The following is a 20370-nucleotide window of genomic DNA, read 5'->3' on the forward strand; positions in this document are numbered from 1 at the left end:
GTGGATTCGTTGATCGGGATGCGGATCTTGCCGTCGGGCGAGGTCAGCGCCCGGCTGACCAGGCCGGTCTGCTTGCCCTTGATGTCGAAATACTTGATCTCGCGGAAATTGAACGTGTCGTGGTAGAACTTGTACCAGGTGTCCATGTTGCCGCGGATGACATTGTGGGTCAGGTGGTCGAGATAGTAGAAGCCGAAGCCCTCGGGGCGCGGGTTCGGTTCGGCCAGCCAGTCATAGTCCGCATCATAGGCGCTGCCGGCATCGCCGTAGCGGTCGATGAAATAGAGCAGCGAGCCGCCGATGCCGTAGACCGCCGGCGCGTCGATGGATTTGCCCGCCCCGGTATATTCCTCGGCGCCCAGGTCCAGCGCCCGCTTCAGCGCCACCTGCGCATCGACCACGCGCCAGGCCATGGCGGGGGCGCAGGGGCCGTGGTCCTTGACGAAACCCGCCGCATGGCTGTCCGGGTCGGCATTCAGCAGATAGTTGATGTCGCCCTGGCGATAGAGCGTGATGTCCTTGCGCTTGTGCTTCGCCACCGGGACGAAGCCCATCTGGCGAAAGATGCGATCCAGCACCCCGGGCTGCGGATGGGCGAATTCGACGAATTCGAACCCGTCGGTCCCGGCGGGATTGCCGGCGCTGATCGTGGCTTTGGGGGCGTCATGCGGGAACGGTCCCATAATTTCCTCCTGTTCGCTCCATGTGCAGGAATGTGACACAATGTCGCTGCAAAGGGGTTGCAAATTTTGCGGAATCCACGCCATATTCGCATGAGATAAGCATATTGAGCTGGATTCTTGCGCGAAATGAATCTTGATAGCTTTGACATCGCGATACTTGTTGCATTGCAGGCCGATGGCGCGATGACCAATGCCGCCCTGTCCGAGCTGGTGAACCTGTCGCCCTCGCAATGCTCGCGCAGGCGGGCGGCGCTTGAACAGGCCGGTGTCATCGAAGGCTATTCGGCACGGCTCAATGCGGCCAGGCTCGGCTATGGGCTGCGCGCCATCATCCGGGTGAACCTGTCCAGCCACGGCCAGCGGAAAGACGACGATTTCGCCCGTTTCGTCGCCGCGCATCCGCAGATCCGCTCGGCCTTTTCGGTGTCCGGCGACGCGGATTACGTGCTCGACGTCAGGGTCCGCGATCTGGAGGCGTTTTCGGATTTCATCCATCGCCACCTGCTGCCGCAGCCGCAGGTCGCCCAGGTGCGCTCCGAGATCGTGCTCAGGACGCTCAAGGACGAAAAGGGCGTCGCGCCCGGTCTGGTCGCGACGTCCGATCCAGGCTGATGCGAGCTCAGATCTCGGCGAGGCCGGTTGCGAAGCGCCGCCAGTCCGCCACATAGCTCGCTGCCGATGGTGGCCGGAAAACCTGGATCGGCATGGATCATCGCGTGTTCCTGGATGTGGTGCGCGCGCCCACCAAGATCGGTTCGTTGTCGCCGCGCAGGACCGCGCCGGACCAGATGCCGACCTCGGGGCCGGGCGCGACATCCCCCACCACCGTGGCAGACGGCGCGATCCAGTAGTTGCCCCCGGCCGGCAGCCGGGGCCGGCGGTCATTCAGCCTGTAGAGGCTCATCCCGCTGTCCTCAGAACTTGTAGCCGGCGACGCGCGGCAACCATGTCGCCAGCTCGGGCACCGCCATGATCGTGAGGATGCCGCCAATCATCAGCAGCACGAAGGGCGCCGCGCCGCGGATCACCGTCGAGAGCGGGCTGCCGGTGATGCCCTTGATGACGAAAAGGTTCATGCCCACCGGCGGGGTGATCATCGCCAGTTCCAGATTGATCATCAGCAAGACGCCATACCAGATCGGGTCGATGTTCAGCGCGATCATCGAGGGCAACAGGATCGGCGTGGTGATCAGGATAATGGCGATGCTTTCCAGAAACATCCCCATCACAAAGATCATCGCCATGACCACGAGGATGAACAGCGTGGGCGTCAGGTTCAGCGCAATGATCAGTTCGGAGACCTGGTTCGGCAGGCGAAGGATGGTGATCGCATTGCCGAAGACCGCCGCGCCCGCGATGATGGCGAAGACCATCAGCGAGGTCAGCACCGTGTCGCGCAGGCAAAGGCCCAGATTGCGCAAGCCCAGATTGCGATAGGCCAATATCCCGACCAGCAGTGCGTAAAGGCAGCCGATGGCAGCGGCCTCGGTCGCCGTGAAGATACCGAAATAGATCCCGCCCATCACTACCGGAGGCATCAGCAGCGCCCAGATCGACTTGTGCATGGCGCGCCACACCGACAGCCAGCCGGGGAAGGGCGCCTGGTCGATCCGGCCGGACCGGCGGGCGCTGATCAGGCAGAAGACCGCGAAGACCAGGGCCAGAAGCAGGCCGGGAATGATCCCTGCCAGGAACAGCGCCCCGATCGAGGCGTTGGCCACCACCGCATAGAGGATCATCGGCCCCGAGGGCGGGATCAGGATGCCGAGCGTGCCGCCCGCCGCCACCAGCCCAAGCGCGCTGCGTTCGGGAAAGCCGTATCGCTTCATCTGCGGGATCGCTGTCTGGCCGATGGAAACGGCGGTCGCGACCGACGATCCCGAGATCGCGGCGAAGATCGTGCAGCTGAGGATGGTCGCCACACCGATGCCGCCCTTTACATGGCCGATCAGCGTGTTGGCCATCTGGAACAGGTCGTCGACCGCGCCGGACCGGATCATCAGCTGCGCCATCAGGATGAACAGCGGGATGGTCAGCAACACGGGCGAATTGAGATGTGCGAAAACCGTGTCGGCCACGCTTTCGACCGAGCCCTCGGCCAGGAACAGCACCGCCGATCCGGTCAGCAGCAGGGCGGCGAAGATCGGAATGCCCGACAGCAGCAGCGCGATCAGCCCGATGACGATGAGCAGTCCGGTCATTTCGTTTTCTCCTGCATGGTGCGCAGCAACCGCATCAGCGCCGCAAGTCCCAGGACGACGGCGCCGGGAACCATCGGCGCCTGCGCCCACCAGATCGGGATCTCCAGCGGGCCGGTGGAATAGGTGCCGAAGTCGCGGTTGAACAGGACGGTATGCCAGGCCGAGGAGGCAAGTATTGCCGCGCAGACGAGCACGCAGAGCGATGCCCAGATCTCGAGCCCGCGCTTGGCGCCGCGACCAGCCGAGGCGGTCAGGATATCGACCCCGATATGCTGGTCCAGGAGCAGCGCGCTGCCCAACCCGCAAGAGGTGATGGCGACGACCAGATAGCCGGTCAGCTCATCCACGCCGTTCAACGGCGCACCCAGCAGGTAGCGATAAAAGACCGCGATCACTACGGCCGCGAAACCCACCGCCACCAGCGCCGCCGAGACCGCCGCAAGCGTATGGATGGGCCAGGTCAGGAAGGACCAGAGCGATCCGACCCCTTCGCCTCTCAGGCCTTGTCGTTTGGCCGGATGCGTCACCGTCATTGCACCATCCTGTCGACCAGCTTCAGCAGTTCCGTGACGGACTCGCCGCCTTCCTTGATGAAAGCCTGATCGAAGGCGGGCTGCATCACGGCACGCAGGGCTTCGTTCTCCTCGGCGGTCGCAACATGCAGCGTCACGCCTTCGGCTTCCAGAAGACCCGGCGCGGCTTCTTCGGCCGCCAGCCCTTCCTCGACCGCCCAGACCGCGGCCTTCCTGCCGGCCTCGTCCAGGGCCGCACGCTGCGCATCGGTCAGGCCCTCGTAAAAGCGCTGGTTCATGTAGCCGTTGAAGAAGACCGATATGATGGGCGTCACCGTCATATGGTCCTGGACCTCGTAATATTTGCGAGCATAGGCAGCGGCCACGTCGGTAAGGGCAGCGTCGATGACACCGGTGGACAGCGCCTGGTAGACTTCGGACCCCGGCATCGAACTGGTTGCCGCTCCCATGGCCGTCAGGCCGGTGTCAAAGGCCGGGTTCAGACCGCGGATCTTGATGCCCCGGAAGTCGGCGGGCGCGGTCAGCGGCTTGCCCTTCGAGGTGAAGACGCTCATCCGGGTCTGAAACAGCCAGGCAATGTTCTTCAGCCGTTTTTCCTCCATCAGCCCTTCCAGATAGGCGGCGGGTTCGGAATCCGGCCAATTGCGCCAGATCTCGGGATCGCTGAAGGCATAGGGGCGCAGCGTCACGTTCATGGCGGGCAGGGTCTTGCCCCACTGGAAGTTGACCGAGAAGGCGCATTCAAAGCTGCCCTTGGCGACGGAGGGAATGTTCTCCTCGGGTTTCGCCAGAGCGTTGGCGCCGAACAGCTGAACATCGAGGTCGCCCTCCGACAGCGTCTCGACCTCGGCGGCCCAGCGTTCGATGACTTTCGCCACCTCGTGCTGCGGCGGCAACTGATGGCTGCAACGGATCGGCGTCGCTGCCATCGCCGGAAGCGTGGTCAGGACCAGCAGCGTCGTGCTGGCCAGAATGGTTCGTGCGGGCATTGGGTTCCTCCTCCCCGTGATCGTTGTCGGATCAGGCCGCCTCGGCCTGCCATTTCATCTCCTTGGGCGGGCCGGCTTGCGCCAGGGCGCCGTGAAGCTGTTCTTCGGGCATTTCGCGCGCCAGGATCTCGCGGATGGCGATGACCTCCTCCAGGTCGATGCCGGTGCGGATGCCCGCGGTTTCGAACAGATAAACCAGATCCTCGAAAACCACATTTCCGGTCGCGCCGGGTGCGAAGGGACAGCCACCCAGCCCCCCCAGCGAGGCATCGAAGACCCGCGCCCCGGCATCATGGGCCGCCAGCGCATTGGCAAGGCCCATGCCGCGTGTGTCGTGCAGATGCACGACATAGGGCCGCTTGCCCATCAGCGCGGTCATGCGGCGGCACAGGTCGGCGATCTGGCGCGGCCCTCCATAGCCCACGGTATCCGCGATGCCGACCAGGTCGACGCCCGCATTCAGGCAGAGCTCGGCCAGCCGCTCGACCTCGGCGGGATCGACCGCCCCCGACAGCGAACAGCCGGTCGCCATGGCGATGCCCACATTGACCAATGTCGCCGAACCCGCCTCGTCGCGCAGCCGCACGATGTCGGCGATCTCGGCCAGGGATTGCTCGCGCGGACGGCGGGCATTGGCCATATTGTGCGCTTCGGTCGCGGACAGCACCATGGTCAGTTCGCTGACCCCGGCGGCCAGCGCGTCGCGGGCGCCGCGCTCGTTCAGCGCCAGCCCCAGCGCATGGGCGCCCAGCCCGTTGACCAGTTCGGTCAATGCGCGCACGTCGGCAAATTGCGGGAAACGGCTGGCGGGAAGGAAGGATCCGACCTCGAAATGCCTCACGCCCGCAGCATGTTCGCGCCGGATCCATTCGGCCTTGGCTTCCGTCGAGGGAAAGCCCTTGGTCAGCTGCAGGCCGTCGCGCAGCCCGACCTCGCGCAGGATCAGCTGCCCGGCGGGATAGACTCGCTTCACATCGCTGACCATTACGCCTTCTCCATCTGCGGCAGGGACGACAGGATCTCGGCCGTGTGTTGGCCGATCGACGGCAGATCGGCGTTGGCCGGCACCGGCGCCGCGCCATCGACCGAGAAGGGCAGGCCCGGGGCGCGGAAATCCTTCTTGTCGGCATAGCGCGAATGAATCAGCCCGCCGGGACGCGTGACATGCGGATCGTCATACATCTCGGCCGGCCGGGCGATCGGCGAGCACAGCAAGGCCGCGGCCTCGCAAGCGGCCAGGAGATCGCCGAAGTCGCGGCTGGCGACGGCCTGCGCCACGATGGGCAAGGTCCAGTCCCGCGCGGCAATCTGGTCAGGGCGGGTCTGAAGCCGCGGGTCAGACAGCAGATCCTCTAGCCCCAGCACATGGCAAAGCGCCGTCCATTGCGTCTCGGTCACCGCGCCCATGAAGATCTGGCGGCCGTCGCGAGTCTGGAAGATGTCATAGACCGGCCACGAGAATATGCGCTCCGGCATCGGCGGGCTTTCGGTGCCTTCGATGTCGAATTGCACCATGTGCTGCGCCACCAATAGCAGGCAGTTCTCGAACAGGCCCGCGCGCACGACGCTGCCCTTGCCATCCCGGCCGCGCCGGATGATCTGACCCAGAACGCCATACGCGGCGAAAAGCCCGCCCATGATGTCGTTGGCCGAAGAGCCGATCCGCAGCGGCCGTCCTGTCGGCCCGGTCATGTAGGCCATGCCGGTCATCATCTGCACCAGCTCGTCCATGGCGGCGCGGTTTTCGTAGGGCCCTTCCAAGAAGCCCTTGCAGGACGCGACGATCAAGCGCGGGAAGCGTTTGTGCAGGCTTTCGGGGTCGAGGCCCATCTTCGCCAGGCTCTCGGTGCGGAAATTCTCGACGAAGACATCGGCCGAGTTCAGAAGCTGCTCGAGATCGGCGCGGCCTTCGGGCTGCTTTATGTCCAGGACCACCGACTTCTTGCCGCGGTTGAAGGTGGGAAAGAAACCGGCGCCCATGCCGGTCAGATTGCGAGTCTTGTCGCCCTCGGGCGGCTCGACCTTGATCACCTCGGCCCCCAGGAAGGCCAGGAACATCCCACAGGACGGGCCCATGACCATATGGCTCATCTCGACGACGCGGATGCCGTCCAAAGGCAGATTCATCGATTTCCTCCCGTTTCTCTGTGCACGGAGGTTGCCAAGCATCAAGGCATCGGACAAATAGAAGATACAGATCCACGATATCTGTAAAACAGATGGATGAGCATGAATGCCGCTGAGCCTGCGCCAGCTTCGGTATTTCGAGCATATCGCCCGCATCGGGGTCATTGGCCATGCCGCCCAGGATCTGGGCGTTGCGCAATCCGCGCTGAGCCATCACATGGCCGAGCTCGAGGCGCAGCTGGGCGTGCGCCTTTTCAACCGCCGCCCGCGCGGTGTCGCCCTTACCCCGGCGGGCGAGCGGCTTCATGAGCATGCGCAGGTGATCCTTGCCGCGCTGGAGCGCGCGGAAGCGGACGTGCGCGACTTCACCGAACAGGCGGTGGGACCGTTCGTGCTGGGTCTCTGTCATACGGCGACCGAGGTTGCGGCCCTGACGATCATGCAGAAGGCGGCCGAACGGCTGCCGGGTATCCACCTGACCATCGTCGAAAGCGTCAGCGGCAACCTGCTGGCGATGATGCTGCGGGGCGAGGTCGACCTGGCCGTGGCCTATCAGCCGCCCGAGGACAGCCGGTTCAACGCCCTGCCGATCCTGAACGAACATCTTTATCTTGTCGGCCTTCCGCAGATGATCGGATCCCAGGATGCTCCGATTTCCTTCGACGACCTGCCTCAGGGGAAGGTGCTGGCGCTGAACCTGGTCCGGTCCTCGCGTTCGATCGTGCACAGCCAGTTCTTGCGCCGCCAGATCACCCCCCATCCGCAGCTTGAGATCGAATCCCTCAGCGCGCTGATCCAGGCGATGCGGGCGGGGCTGGGCTGTTCGATTCTCGCACGCGCAACGGTGGCGGAGGATCTTGCCAAGGGCAGCCTCCACGCGCGCAGGATCAAGGATCCCGAGCTGACCCGGACGCTTTATCTGGTCGTCCCGGCAAACCGTCCGCGGCGCCGGGTGGATGACGAGATGCGCAAGCTCATCTCGACAACTCTGGTTGATGCTGTGGCTGCGGGGCGTTGGCCCGGTGAACGTCTGATGAGCTCTGCGTAACTTAACATGTCGCAGAAAATCATTGCTGCCAGCATTCTCGAACAGACGATAGCCTGGGCAACACCGCCCGGACCTGCCCAAAAGCACAGCTGAACTCGGGCCCGCCAAGCGGGTTAAATCGGCATGAATCTGCCGATTCGGCCGCATTGTGCAGCGGCCTTTTGCGTATGGGTAACGATTTCAGCGGAGGTCTTTTCATGGCGACGATTCCCGGAACCGCAGGCGACGACAGCCTCCTCGGAACGGCCGAAGACGACTTCATCGAAGGCGGTGCGGGCCATGACACGCTCAACGGCGGGCCGGGCAGCGACACGGTCGATGGCGGCGAAGGCCGCGACCTGCTGTTCTGGGACGAGGATGCGGATGCCTCCGGCGTCCATGACGTCTATCACGGCGGCAGCGGCGGCGAGGATTTCGATCCCAGCCCCTATACCCATGCGGGCGGCGACACGCTGAACCTCGGTCATGGCGGCAGCGGGCTGGGCGGCTTCACCGTGCAGTTCGACAGCGCGCAATCCGGCCAGGCCCAGGACGCCTATGGCAACAGCCTGGCATTCGACGGGTTCGAGCGGCTGGTTTCCGGCGGGGGCGCCGATTCCATCGACGCCTCGGGCGCGACGATCACCGACGGGGTCGGCATCCGGGCCTATACCGGCGGCGGCGACGACACCGTCATCGGCAGCGCGGCTGCGGATTACATCCATGCCGGGGTCGGCGACGATCTGATCCATGGCGGCGACGGCGACGACGTCATCGAGGCGGGGCCGGGGGACGACACCGTCTATGGCGAGGGCGGCAATGACGGCATCCGCTGGGGCGACGGCCATTACGACGGTCCCGTCGGCAACGACCTGTTCTATGGCGGCGAGGGCTACAACACGCTGAACGCCTGGCAGCACGACACTGCCGGCAATGGCGTGCGCATGGCGCTGACCACCTCGGACAGCGGCACCGTCGATGCCACCGGCCCGGCCGCAACCGGGCATCTGGAGTTCTACGAGTTCCAGAACCTGCTGACCGGCAACGGCAACGACACGGTGGACGGCTCGGCGGCGGGGGTGGACGGGTTCCGCGTCTATACCGCCTGGGGCGACGACCTGATCCTCGGCAGCGCCGGCAATGACACGATCGAGGGCGGTTTCGGCTCGGACACGATCGACGCGGGGGCCGGCGACGACCTGATCTCGATGGCGGCCGACCTGTTTGCCGCCCATGCCGCGCCGGATGACGGGGCGGACCTGCTGGTGCTGCGCGACGGGTTCGGCAACGACACCGTGCGCGCCTTCACCATCGAGGCCGGGCTGGACGAATGGGGCAACCCGATCCCGATGGATCGGCTGGACGTCAGCGATCTGCACGATGCCGATGGCAATCCGGTCGATCTGGACGACGTGACCGTGATCCCCTTTGCCGACGCCTTCGGAACCCATGCGAAGCTGATGTTCCCGAACGGCGAAAGCCTGGTCCTGCACGATGTCGATCCGGCCCAGCTGACCCGCGAGAAGCTGCGCGAAATCGGCATTCCCTGCTTCTGCCGCAGCACGCTGATCCAGACGGATCGCGGCGCCGTCGCGGTTGAACAACTGCGGGTGGGCGATCTGGTGCAGACCCGCGACCATGGGTTGCAGCCGATTCGCTGGATCGGGCGGCGGGCGCTGGATGCGGTCGATCTGGCGGCGGCGCCGCGGCTGCGGCCGATCCGCATCCGCGCCGGGGCGCTGGGGCGGGGGGTGCCGGCCCTGGACCTGACGGTCTCGCCGCAGCACCGCATCCTGGTCCGCTCGGCCATCGCGCAGCGCATGTTCGGCTGCGCCGAGGTCCTGGTCGCGGCCAAGCAATTGCTGGCGATCGAGGGCATCGAGCAGGTCGAGGCCGAGGCGGTCGAGTATTTCCACATCCTGTTCGACCGGCACGAGATCGTGCTGTCGAACGGTGCCGAGACCGAGTCGCTCTATACCGGCGCCGAGGCGCTGAAGGCGGTCGGCAAGGCGGCGCGGGACGAGATCCTGGCGCTGTTTCCCGCCCTTCGCGACAGCCCGGCCGAGGCGGCGCGGCCGCTGATTCCGGGTGCGAAGGCGCGTCAGCTTGCGCAGCGCCATGCGCGGAACCGAAAGGCCCTGAATGGATAAAATATCAACCGAAAGGTGAAAACGCAGCGTAAAAACCGGGGTTGAACTGTCCAAAAGGACAGGTGCCTTGGCTTCAGTCAATTTAATCTAATCCGCCCCGGATAGGCGATTCGGGCGGGGTGTCCTGCTGTTCTTTCTTCAAAGCCTATCCCCAACGACATCGAATTGGGGACAGACATGGCCGTGATTACTGGGACAGCGGGCAATGACAGCCTGCGCGGAACCGTGGGCCGCGACACGATCAACGGATTGGCCGGGCGCGATACCCTGAACGGCGGCCATGGCAACGACTCGGTGCATGGCGGGCCCGGCGCGGATACGCTGATCTGGGAACAGAATCCCAACGCGACCGGCGGCCTGGACCTCTATTACGGCGGGCTTGCCGAGGAACGCTATGACGCCAATCCCTATGGCGACCTCTCGGGCGGCGACCGGCTGCATCTGGCCGGGCTGGCCGGGTTCCGCGTCACCTTCAACACCAGCGAGAACGGCTTCGCCACCGATGCCTTCGGCAACCGGCTGAACTTCTGGGGCATCGAGCGGCTGCAGACCGGCAACGGCAATGACTGGATCAGCGCCCAGGGCGCGCCGCTGAACGCCGCGCGCGGCACCGGCGTGAACCATACGCCGGCGCATGGCGTGACGATCAACAGCGGCGGCGGCAACGATTACGTGCATGGCGGCCCGGGCGACGACGTCCTCGACGGCGGCAATGGCAACGACACCATCTTCGGCGGCAACGGCAACGACCTGCTGATGCCTTCGCAGGGCAATGACTATGGCCATGCCGGCGCCGGCGACGACAATGTGCGCTGGGGCAATAACGGCGGCATGGCGCCGATCCAGAACATCGGCCACGACACGCTGGTCGGGGGCGCCGGCTACGACCTGCTGAACATGTGGGCCAAGGGCAATGCCGAGAACACCGTCGGCGTCAATGTCGTGTTCACCAGCCGCAGCGCCGGCAATGCCAGCTATCCGCAGGGCAACGGCACCTTGGTCTTCAGCGAGTTCGAGCTGTTCTGGACCCATGAGGGGCGCGACACGGTGACGGCCGCCACGGCCAATATCGGCCTGAACGCGCAGGGCATCCATATCAACACCCGCTGGGGCGATGACCGCATCACCGGCAGCGCCGGGCGGGACACCATCGAGGGCGGTGCCGGCGCCGATACCATCGACGGCGGCCGCGGCAACGACTTCATCTCGATGTTCGAGGACATCTTCGCCTCGAACGGCGCCTCGGTCCTGCCGGATTCGTCGCGCGACGTGCTGATCCTGCGCGACGGTTTCGGCGTGGACACCGTCCGCGCCTTCCAGGTCGGCGACGTGCGCGACGCCGGCGGCAACATGCTGCGGCCCGGCGACCGGCTGGACGTCAGCGGCCTGCATGATGCGCAGGGCAATCTGGTCGATGTGAACGACGTGCGGGTCTCGGCGCAGGGCAGCAGCGCCGTGCTGAGCTTTCCGAACGGCGAGCGGCTGATCCTGGAGGGGGTGAATGCCGCCACGCTGACCCGCGCCATGCTGAACCAGATGGGCATTCCGCTGACCACGGGCCAGAGCGGGCAGGTCTCGGCGCAGGCGGTGCGCACGGCTTCGGCCGAGGAGGGCGCCGCGTCGGCGGTCCTCGTCGCGCCGCTGGACGGCGAACTGGGCGATGCGGCCGATCCTGGCGCCGCGGTGCTGCGGCATCTGGGCTGGCTGGGGCAGGGCGGCGACAAGGCCGGTTCCGTGCTGGACGAGGGGTCGCATTCCGGCGGCTGGAACCCCCGCGCCCTGCTGGACGCCTATCTCCAGCAGGCGCAGCAGGACGGACCGGAGCCGCTGCAGGCGCTGAGCCTGGCCGACAGCCTGCAGTTCGACTGGCACTGAGCGCAGCGCCCGCCGGCGCACCGAGCGAAGGGCGCGTCTGCGTCGCTGCGGGCGGGCGCCGTTACTTCCCCGTCTTGTTGTCCTCGGCCCGGATCGCCAGCGCCCGGCGCACATGCCCCGGCAGGATGGCGAAGCCCTTCGCATAGCGCAGGAACAGCCGGCGCGGGTTCGACAGCATCCGCCACAGCCATTCCAGCTTGATCCGGCGCAGCAGTTCCGGCGCCCGCCGCTGGTGGCCGGACAGGAAGTCGAGCCCGGCCCCGATCGAGGCGAAGCCGACATCGCCCAGCCTGTCCCGGGCGCGGATGGCGAACAGCTCTTGCCGCGGCGCGCCAAGCGCCAGGAAGCACAGCCGCGCGCCCGAAGCGCGGATGCGCTCGATGATCGCGGCCGCTTCCTCGCCCATCGGGTCGAAGGGAAAGCCCGGCGCATGGGTCAGCGCCACCCGCAGCCCCGGAACGGCGGCCTGCATGCTCTGCGCGGCCAGCGCCAGCGATTCGTCGCTGCTGCCGATCAGCGCCACGGGCAGGCCGGCCCGCGCCGCCTCGGCCGCCAGCGGCAGCACCAGGTCCGAGCCCGGCGCCAGCGCCACCGGCCGCCCGGCGATGCGCGACAGCCAGACCACGGGGTTGCCGTCGGCGCAGATCAGGTCATGCGCGGCATAGGCGCGGCGGAAAGCGGCGTCCTCGCGCAGCCTTTGCAGGTGATCGACGTTGATCGTGGCGATGGCGAAGCCCTGCCCGTCCTGAAGCCGCTGCCGCACCGCGGCCAGCAGGGCGGAAGAATCCCGACAATTGATCCGGACGGCATTGCCGTCGGGAAAGCTGAAATGCATGATATGCCTCGGTCCGGCTGGAATCCGCGGCAGGATGTGTTGATGGCGAGGGGATTGCAACGTCCTTCCCCGCCGTGGATCGAAAAGGCGGCCGCGCCGCGAGACGGGAGTCAGGGCCATGCCCGTATTGGCCTTTCTGGTGCTGTTGACCTGGCCGCTGGTGGTCGCGGTGCTGTTCCAGCGCATGGAGCGGGCGCGGGCGCTGATCTGGTCGATCTTTGCCGGCTATCTGCTCTTGCCGCAGCTGGTCGAGATCGACCTGCCCGCCTTTCCCGGCCTGAACAAGCACATGATCCCGGCCCTGGCCGCCGCCGCCATGGTCTATTTCGTCACCAAGGACCGCGCCCGGGACGAGCCGGCGCCGCCGCCGCTGGGCCCGTGGGTGATGCTGCTTCTGGCGATGAACTGCGTCTCGCCCATCATGACGGCGGTGACCAATCCCGATCCGCTGATCGACGGCGTCAACTATCGCCCGGCCATGTCGATCAGCCAGGGCTTTGCCGACCTGATCCTGCAGCTGATCCAGCTGCTGCCCTTTCTTCTGGGCTACAGGCTGTTGTGGAACGCCAAGGGGGCCGAGCTCTGGATCCGCTGCCTGGTGCTGGGGGTGCTGTGCTATACTGTCCCGATGCTGATCGAGCTGCGGCTGAGCCCGCAGATCAATGTCTGGGTCTATGGCTATTTCCAGCACGATTTCATCCAGACCATCCGTTACGGCGGCTATCGGCCCATCGTGTTCCTGGAACATCCGCTCTGGGTGGCGCTGATGACCATGACCGCCTTCCTGTCGGCCATCGCCATCGCGCGCAACGACCGCACGCGGCGCAACCTGCTGATCGCGGCCTATCTGGGCTGCGTGGTGGTGCTGTGCAAATCGGCCGGCGCGCTGATGCAGGCCTTCATGGCGGCGCCGCTGGTGGCCTTCGCGCGGCCGCGCATGATGGTGCTGGTGGCCGCCCTGGTCGCCAGCGTCGCCTTTGCCTATCCGACGCTGCGCACCACCTCCTGGATGCCGCTGCAGGGCATCGTGGACACGGCCATGTCCGTTTCGCCCGAGCGGGGACGGTCGCTGGAATTCCGGCTCATGAACGAAGAGGCGCTGCTGGAGCGCGCCATGGAGCGGCCGCTGTTCGGCTGGGGCGGCTGGGGCCGGCCGCTGTTCTACGATCCCTATAGCGGCCGGCTGGCCTCGATCCCGGACGGGCAATGGGTGATCTGGGTGGGCGCGCGCGGCATCTTCGGCTACATGGCCTATTTCCTGCTGCTCCTGACGCCGATCTTCGCCCTGCTGCGGGCGATGCCCGGCGGCCGCCGCCCCCCGCGCGAGCGCGAGCTGGTGGTGCTGGGGACCCTGTCGCTGATGCTGGCGATGAATCTGCTGGACCTGATCCCGAACGCCACGCTGACCCCGCTGAGCTGGCTGACGGCCGGCGCGCTGCTGGGCAATGCCCACCGCCTGCGGCAGGGGGTCGCAGAGGCGGGCGATTCCCCGGCTGCCGAGCGGATTCTGCCTAAAAAGGCAGGCATCCAGACGGTTTTATAGGTTGGTGCCGGGCGCCGGATTCGCTATGCCGGACACGCGCGCCAGTTGTTAAGTCATTGCCGCCCACAAGGGCATTCCACGAGTTGAAAGAGGCATCGCCATGGCCTTCGACAAGACCGTCGTTGAGGACACCGATATCGCGATCGTCGGCATGGCGGCCCAGCTGCCCGGGGCCGCGGGCGTCGCTGAATACTGGGACAACCTGTGCCGTGGGGTCGAATCGATCCAGCGCGTCCCGCAGGCCGAACTGCTGGCGCGGGGCGAGTCGCGGGCACGGCTCTCGGACCCGAGCTATGTCGCCTCGGCAGCGGTGCTGGACCAGTTCGACGAATTCGATGCCGAATTCTTCGGGCTTTCGCCCAAGGAAGCGGCGATCATGGACCCGCAGCACCGCAAGTTCCTGGAAACCTGCTGGCACGCGCTGGAGGATGCCGCGCATGTGCCCGAGCGTTTCGCCGGCAATATCGGCGTCTGGGCCGGCTGCGGCGCGGGCAGCTATTACTACTGGAACGTCTGCTCGAACCGCGATCTGGTCGATGGCGTCGGGCATTTCCTGCTGCGCCATACCGGCAACGACAAGGACTTCCTGTCTACCCGCGTCAGCCATGTCTTCGACCTGAAGGGGCCGTCGGTCAACGTGCAGACGGCCTGCTCGACCTCGCTGGTGGCGATCCACATGGCCTGCCAGTCGCTGCAATCGGGCGAATGCGACATGGCGCTGGCCGGCGGCGTGACCATCGAGCTGCCGCATGGCCTGGGCTATCTCTACAAGGAGAACGAGATCCTGTCGCCCGACGGCCATTGCCATGCTTTCGACCATCGCGCGCAGGGCACGGTGTTCGGCAGCGGCGCGGCGGTGGTGGCGCTGCGCCGGCTGCGTGATGCGCTGGCCGACGGCGACCACATCTGGGCGGTCATCAAGGGCTCGGCCATCAACAATGACGGCGCCGCCAAGGCCGGCTACCTGGCCCCCAGCGTCGAGGGCCAGGCGCAGGCGGTGGCCGAGGCGCTGGTGATGGCCGGGGTCTCCTCGGACAGCATCGGCTATGTCGAATGCCACGGCACCGGCACCGCGCTGGGCGACCCGATCGAGGTGGCGGCGCTGAACCAGGCCTATGCGCGCGTCTCGGAAGGGGGGCGGCAGGGGCCGTGCCGCATCGGCTCGGTCAAGACCAATATCGGCCATCTGGACACCGCGGCGGGCAGCGCCGGGCTGATCAAATCGGCCCTGGCGGTGCATCACGGCAAGATCCCACCCAGCCTGAACTACGAAGCGCCCAACCCCGCCATCGACTTCGAGGGCGGGCCGTTCCAGGTCAACGACCGGCTGTCGGACTGGCCGGTGCCGGGGCCGCGCCGCGCCGGGGTGAACTCGCTGGGCGTCGGCGGCACCAATGCGCATGTGATCCTTGAGCAGCCGCCGGCGGCCGAGGCTTCGGGCGAGTCCGACTGGCCTTTCCACATCATCGCCGTGTCGGGCCGCAGCAAGGCGGCGCTGGATGCCAATTCGGCGGCGCTGGCGGGCTGGCTGCAGGCCAATCCGGGCGTGGACATGGCCGACCTGTCCTTTACCCTGACCCAGGGCCGGCGGCAGTTCGACCGCCGCCGCGTGCTGGTGGCCGAGACGGCGGCCGAGGCGGCGCGGCTTCTGGCCGAGCCCGATCCGCTGCTGGTCTTCGATCACCAGCCGGTGGGCGATCCGGCCGAGGCGGTGTTCATGCTGCCCGGCGGCGGCGCGCAATATGCCGGCATGGCGCGCGGGCTCTACCAGACCGAGCCGGTGTTCCGCGAATGGATGGACCGCGGCCTCGACCACGTGGCGCAGGCTCATGGCACCGACCTGCGCGCGCTCTGGTTGCCCGAACCGGGGCAGGAGGCCGAGGCCGACCGGCGGCTTCTGCAGCCCTCGCTGCAACTGCCGCTGCTGATGATCACCGAATACGCGCTGGCGCAGCTGTGGATCAGCTGGGGTGTGACGCCCGCGGCGCTGATCGGCCATTCCATGGGCGAGAACACCGCCGCCTGCATCGCCGGGGTGATGAGCTTCGAGGATTGCATCGGCCTGGTGCGCCTGCGCGGGCTGCTGATGGACCGGGTGCCGGCGGGCGGCATGCTGTCGGTGCCGCTGCCGCCCGAGGAGTTCGCCGCCGAGCTTGAGGCGCTGGAACTGGACCTGGCGGCGGTGAACGGGCCGGGCCTGTCGGTGGTCTCGGGGCCCGATGCGGCGCTGGACCGCTTTGCCGCGCGCATGGCGGCGCAAGAGGTGGAATGCCAGCGCATCGCCATCTCCATCGCCGCGCATTCGCGGCTGCTGGAGCCGGTGCTGGGCGAATTCCGCGCCTATCTCGCCTCGATCCGGCTGAACGCGCCGCAGATCCCGATCATCTCGAACCGCTCGGGCCAGCCCTTGACCGCGGCCGAGGCGACCAGTCCCGACTACTGGGTCGCGCATCTGCGCGGCACCGTGCGCTTTGCCGACGGCATCGCGCATCTGGCGCAGGTGCCGGGGCGGGTGTTCGTCGAGGTCGGGCCGGGCCGGGCCATGCAGGCCATGACCAAGGCGCATCCGGCGGTCGCCGCCAACCAGGTGATCTCGACCCTGCGCCACCGCGACCATGCCACCGGCGATGACAGCTATTTCATGGCTGCGCTGGCGCGGTTCTGGGCCTGCGGCGGGCAGATCGACTGGGATCAGGTCTGGGGCGGTGCCCGGCGCCGGCGCCTGTCGCTGCCGGGCTATGCCTTCCAGCGCAAGCGCTATTTCATCGAGCGTTCGGCCAATGCCGCGGCGGAGACTGCCGAAGAACTGGCGCGGATCGAGGAGCCGGCGGAATGGGGCTGGCGCCCGGCCTGGAAGCTGGCCTCGCCGAATATCGAGATCGGGCCGCAGGGGCCGGTCGCGCGGGGCCAGCGGAACTGGCTGGTCTTTGCCGACGATCTGGGCCTTGCCGAGCGCGTGTCCGAGGGGCTGCGGGCCCGCGGCCAGCGCGTCGCGGTGGTCGAGGTGGGCGATACCTTCGCCGACAAGACGGTTGCGGGTGGCGACGGTCGCTTCCTGCTGCCGGTCGAATCCGACCGCGAGGGCTATGAGATGCTGCTGGCCGCACTGGCCGGGCAGGAGATGGTGCCCGACCGCATCCTGCATCTCTGGTCGGTGACGCAGGGGGCGAAGTTCCGCCCCGGCTCCAGCCTGCTCAACAGCCAGCTGGAACGCGGCTTCTTCGGCCTGCTGCATCTGGCGCAGGCCATCGGCGCCGAACTGCCCGACGCGAAGCTGGAGGTGATCGCGGTCTGCAACGACGCGCTGCGCGTCGCCGAAGAACCGGCGCCGGTGCCGGAAAAGGCCACGGCAGCAGGGCCGATCCGCGTCATGCCGCATGAGATGCCGAACGTCTCGGCCCGTCTGGTGGACATCCGCCTGCCGGCGAAGGGCGGCCTGGACGCGCTGGCCGCCAACCTGCTGGAGGAGGCGCTGGCCCCTTCGGGCGCCGCCGTCGCCGCATGGCGCGACGGGCGCCGCTTTGAGCAAAGCCTTGAAAAGGTTGCGCTGGCCGATGACGGCATGGCCGCCATCCCGCAGGGCGCGGCCTGCCTGATCACCGGCGGCTTCGGCGGCATCGGCCAGGCCATCGCCCGCGAGCTGGCGCAGCGCGGCGGCGCGAAACTGGCGCTGACCACGCGCGGCCGGGTGGATTCGCCCGCCGTCACCGCCTCGGTCCGCCAGCTGGAATCGCTGGGGGCCGAGGTGCTGGCGATCCGCGCTGACGTGACCAGCCCCGAGGACATGGCCCGCGCCGTGGCCGAGACCAAGGCGCGTTTCGGCAGCCTCGACGTGGTGCTGCATGCCGCCGGTGTGATCCGCGACAGCCTGATCGCCGCCAAGACCGACGACGATGCCTGGGACGTGCTGGCGCCGAAGCTGTTGGGCACCCGCGCGCTGATCGAGGCGCTGGCGGACAATCCCGCCAAGCTGACGGTGCTGTTCTCCTCGACCTCCTCGGTGATCGCGCCGGCGGGGCAGGCGGATTACGTCGCCGCCAACGAATATCTGAACGCGGTGGCGCGCAGCGCGCCGCAGGCGCTGGGCCGGGTGGTCGCGGTCAACTGGGGCGTCTGGGCCGATGCCGGCATGGCGGCGCGGGCCATGGGGCTGGACACCGCGTCCGCCGTCGCCGTGCCGCAGGGCCGGCCGCTCTTGGACGAAAGCCTGCCCATGCCAGGCGGGCGCGAGTTCCGCACCGCGCTGAAGATGCAGGACTGGATCATCGGCGGCCACAAGACCGCGCAAGGCCAGGCGCTGATGCCCGGAACCGGCTGGATCGAGCTGATCTCGGAAGCCGCGCTGGAATGCGGGCTGAGCCTGCCGCTGGTGATCCGCGACCTGGAATTCCGCCGCCCGGTGCTGGTTTCCGATACCGCGCTGGTCAGCACCCGCGTCCTGCCCGAAGGCGATGCGATGCGCGTCGAGATCCTCGACGACCCGCAGGGAGAGCCGAACGTCTCGGCCCTGGTCGCCGGCCTGCACGAGGCGGCGCCCGAGGCGCTGCGGATCGCCGGCGGCTGGGACCGGGACGGACAGGGCGCGGCGATCGCCTCGGCGCAGGAAGGCCAGATGGTGTTCGGCCCGCGCTGGCAGGTGCTGCGCCGCTATCGCATTGCCGGCGACGAGGGGGTGGCGGAACTGTCGCTGCCGCCGGAATATGCCGCCGAGGCCGGGGAATGGCTGACGCATCCGGCGCTTCTGGACATCGCCACCGGCTGGGCGATGGAATTGATCAAGGGCTGGACGCCCGGCAATCTCTGGGTGCCGATGGGCTATCGCGCGATTCGGCTTTATGCGCCCTTGCCGGCGCAGGTCATCAGCCACATCCGCAATGCCGGCGACAACAGCGACGCGCAGGGCATGGCGCAATTCGACATCACGCTGGCCGCGGCGGACGGCACGGTCTGCGCCGAGATCAAGGGCTTCGCCCTGCGCAAGCTGGCGGCGGCGATTTCCGCCACGCCGCAGGCGCGGGTGCAGCCGGCGCGCAGCCTGTCCCCGGCCGAGCGGCGCTTGCATCACAATATCAGCCAGGGCATCCCGGCCGCCATCGGCCCGGCGATGCTCAGCCGCGCCATCTCGACCGGGCTTTCTCAGGTCTATGTCTCGTCGCTGGACCTGCCGGCGCTGATTGCCGAGGCGGGGGTGGTCGAGGATGCCGCGCCCGCCGAGGGCGGCTTCGAGCGCCCCGACCTCGACAGCGATTTCGTCGAACCGGCGCCGGGCATCCAGGCGGAACTGGCGGCGATCTGGTCCGAGCTCCTGGGCATCGCCCAGGTCGGCGCCGCCGACAGCTTCTTCGACCTTGGCGGCCATTCGCTGATCGCGGTGCGCATGTTCGGCCAGCTGCGCAAGGCTTTCGGCGTGGACCTGCCGATCTCGACCCTGTTTGAGGCGCCAACCATCGCCGAATTGGCCGCACTGGTCGAGGAGCGCACCGGCCCGCGCGAGCTGGTCTCGCCCGACAACGTGCGCGAGCTGCCGGTTTCGGCCCGGCCGCGCTTCCGCTTCCTCGTCGATATGGGCGGGCGGGGCGAGGGCACGCCCTTCTTCATGGTCGCCGGCATGTTCGGCAATATCATGAACCTGCGGCAGCTGGCGCAGCGGCTGGGGCCGGACCGCCGTTTCTGGGGCATCCAGGCGCGCGGCCTCTTGGGCGACGACAAGCCGCATGAGGATTTCACCGAAGCCGCCCGCGACTATATCGAGGAACTGCGCCAGATTCAGCCGGCCGGCCCCTATCTGATCGGCGGTTTCTCGGGCGGCGGGCTGACCGCCTATGAGATGGCGCGGCAGTTGCGCGCGGCGGGCGAGGAGGTGGCGATGCTGGTCATGCTCGACACGCCGCTGCCGCTGCGCGAGCCGGTCAGCCGCAAGGACCGGCTGGCGATCCGCCTGGGCGAGCTGCGCGAGGGCGGGCCGGGCTTCGTCTGGAAATGGCTGCGCGACCGCGTGGCCTATGAATTCCAGCGCCGCAGCAAGGCCAAGGCGGTCGAGGCCGAGGTTTCGGCCGAGGCAACCGGCGCCTTCCACGACCTGGCCATCGAGGCCGCCTTCCTCGCGGCGCTGCCGAAGATGCGGCTTTCGGTCTGGGACGGGCCGGTGGCGATGTTCCGGCCGCCGCTCGACCGGCGCTGGAAGGTGACCGGCGGGCGCTGGATCAATTCCGGCCGGGATTACGTCATCGAGGACAATGGCTGGTCGCCCTGGATGCCCAATCTGCGGGTGATCGAAGTGCCGGGCGATCACGATTCGATGGTGCTGGAGCCGAATGTGCGCCGCCTGTCTTCGGTCCTGCGCGAAATCCTGCGCGAGGCCGATGCCGAGATGGACGCCCCGGCCGGGATCAAGGCGGCGGAGTGAC

At 67.4% G+C, this 20370-nt stretch carries 14 protein-coding genes; 6 read left to right on the forward strand and 8 right to left on the reverse strand.

Annotation, left to right across the window (positions count from 1 at the left end; translation table 11 throughout):
• Positions 1-683: 4-hydroxyphenylpyruvate dioxygenase family protein (locus tag PARJ55_RS0117830; protein WP_028714258.1), on the reverse strand; the 683-nt coding region annotated here is incomplete at its 3' end.
• Positions 684-809: 126 nt separating this feature from the next.
• On the opposite strand from PARJ55_RS0117830, the gene PARJ55_RS22475 reads away from it, so the two are divergent.
• Positions 810-1295, forward strand: coding sequence for an Lrp/AsnC family transcriptional regulator (locus PARJ55_RS22475; protein WP_036714446.1), 486 nt, complete (start codon positions 810-812; stop codon positions 1293-1295).
• A 97-nt stretch (positions 1296-1392) separates the two neighbouring features.
• Here the strand turns inward: PARJ55_RS22475 and PARJ55_RS22480 are convergent, their stop codons facing one another.
• Genes PARJ55_RS22480 through PARJ55_RS0117865 form a run of 6 tightly spaced genes read right to left on the reverse strand, consistent with a single transcriptional unit; the run spans position 1393 to position 6533 of the window.
• Positions 1393-1587 carry a hypothetical protein gene (locus PARJ55_RS22480; RefSeq protein WP_028717064.1) on the reverse strand — a complete coding sequence of 65 codons (195 nt, stop codon included), beginning with the start codon at positions 1585-1587 and terminating at the stop codon, positions 1393-1395.
• A 10-nt stretch (positions 1588-1597) separates the two neighbouring features.
• The gene (locus PARJ55_RS0117845; protein WP_028714259.1) at positions 1598-2884 is read right to left on the reverse strand and encodes a TRAP transporter large permease; all 1287 of its coding nucleotides are present in this window, start codon (positions 2882-2884) and stop codon (positions 1598-1600) included.
• The gene (locus PARJ55_RS22485) at positions 2881-3417 is read right to left on the reverse strand and encodes a TRAP transporter small permease (protein WP_051416340.1); all 537 of its coding nucleotides are present in this window, start codon (positions 3415-3417) and stop codon (positions 2881-2883) included. Before PARJ55_RS22485 ends, PARJ55_RS0117845 begins: the two co-directional genes overlap by 4 nt.
• Positions 3414-4406 carry a TRAP transporter substrate-binding protein DctP gene (gene dctP / locus PARJ55_RS0117855; protein ID WP_028714260.1) on the reverse strand — a complete coding sequence of 331 codons (993 nt, stop codon included), beginning with the start codon at positions 4404-4406 and terminating at the stop codon, positions 3414-3416. The genes PARJ55_RS22485 and dctP overlap by 4 nt, the downstream gene beginning before the upstream one ends.
• A gap of 31 nt (positions 4407-4437) precedes the next feature.
• Positions 4438-5391, reverse strand: coding sequence for a hydroxymethylglutaryl-CoA lyase (locus PARJ55_RS0117860; RefSeq protein ID WP_036698386.1), 954 nt, complete (start codon positions 5389-5391; stop codon positions 4438-4440).
• Positions 5391-6533, reverse strand: coding sequence for a CaiB/BaiF CoA-transferase family protein (locus PARJ55_RS0117865; protein ID WP_028714262.1), 1143 nt, complete (start codon positions 6531-6533; stop codon positions 5391-5393). Before PARJ55_RS0117865 ends, PARJ55_RS0117860 begins: the two co-directional genes overlap by 1 nt.
• Positions 6534-6639: 106 nt before the next feature.
• Between PARJ55_RS0117865 and PARJ55_RS0117870 the strand changes: the two genes are divergently transcribed.
• The 3 genes from PARJ55_RS0117870 (at position 6640) to PARJ55_RS0117880 (ending at position 11585) form a co-directional block, all read left to right on the forward strand.
• Entirely contained in the window at positions 6640-7581 is a 942-nt protein-coding gene (locus PARJ55_RS0117870; protein WP_028714263.1) for a LysR family transcriptional regulator, read from the forward strand.
• A 197-nt stretch (positions 7582-7778) separates the two neighbouring features.
• Positions 7779-9710 (forward strand): Hint domain-containing protein, encoded by a 1932-nt coding sequence (locus PARJ55_RS0117875; RefSeq protein ID WP_028714264.1) that lies wholly within the window; start codon positions 7779-7781, stop codon positions 9708-9710.
• Between the two features lie 177 nt (positions 9711-9887).
• On the forward strand, positions 9888-11585 hold the full coding sequence (locus tag PARJ55_RS0117880; protein WP_028714265.1) for a calcium-binding protein: 1698 nt from the start codon (positions 9888-9890) through the stop codon (positions 11583-11585).
• A gap of 61 nt (positions 11586-11646) precedes the next feature.
• Here the strand turns inward: PARJ55_RS0117880 and PARJ55_RS0117885 are convergent, their stop codons facing one another.
• Complete coding sequence (locus PARJ55_RS0117885; RefSeq protein WP_028714266.1) at positions 11647-12420, reverse strand: WecB/TagA/CpsF family glycosyltransferase; 774 nt, start codon at positions 12418-12420, stop codon at positions 11647-11649.
• A 118-nt stretch (positions 12421-12538) separates the two neighbouring features.
• On the opposite strand from PARJ55_RS0117885, the gene PARJ55_RS0117890 reads away from it, so the two are divergent.
• Positions 12539-13963 (forward strand): hypothetical protein, encoded by a 1425-nt coding sequence (locus tag PARJ55_RS0117890; protein WP_028714267.1) that lies wholly within the window; start codon positions 12539-12541, stop codon positions 13961-13963.
• A gap of 100 nt (positions 13964-14063) precedes the next feature.
• The gene (locus PARJ55_RS0117895; protein WP_028714268.1) at positions 14064-20369 is read left to right on the forward strand and encodes a type I polyketide synthase; all 6306 of its coding nucleotides are present in this window, start codon (positions 14064-14066) and stop codon (positions 20367-20369) included.
• The last annotated feature ends 1 nt before the right edge of the window (position 20370 follow it).

This window comes from Paracoccus sp. J55, from assembly GCF_000513975.1.
Lineage (GTDB): Bacteria > Pseudomonadota > Alphaproteobacteria > Rhodobacterales > Rhodobacteraceae > Paracoccus.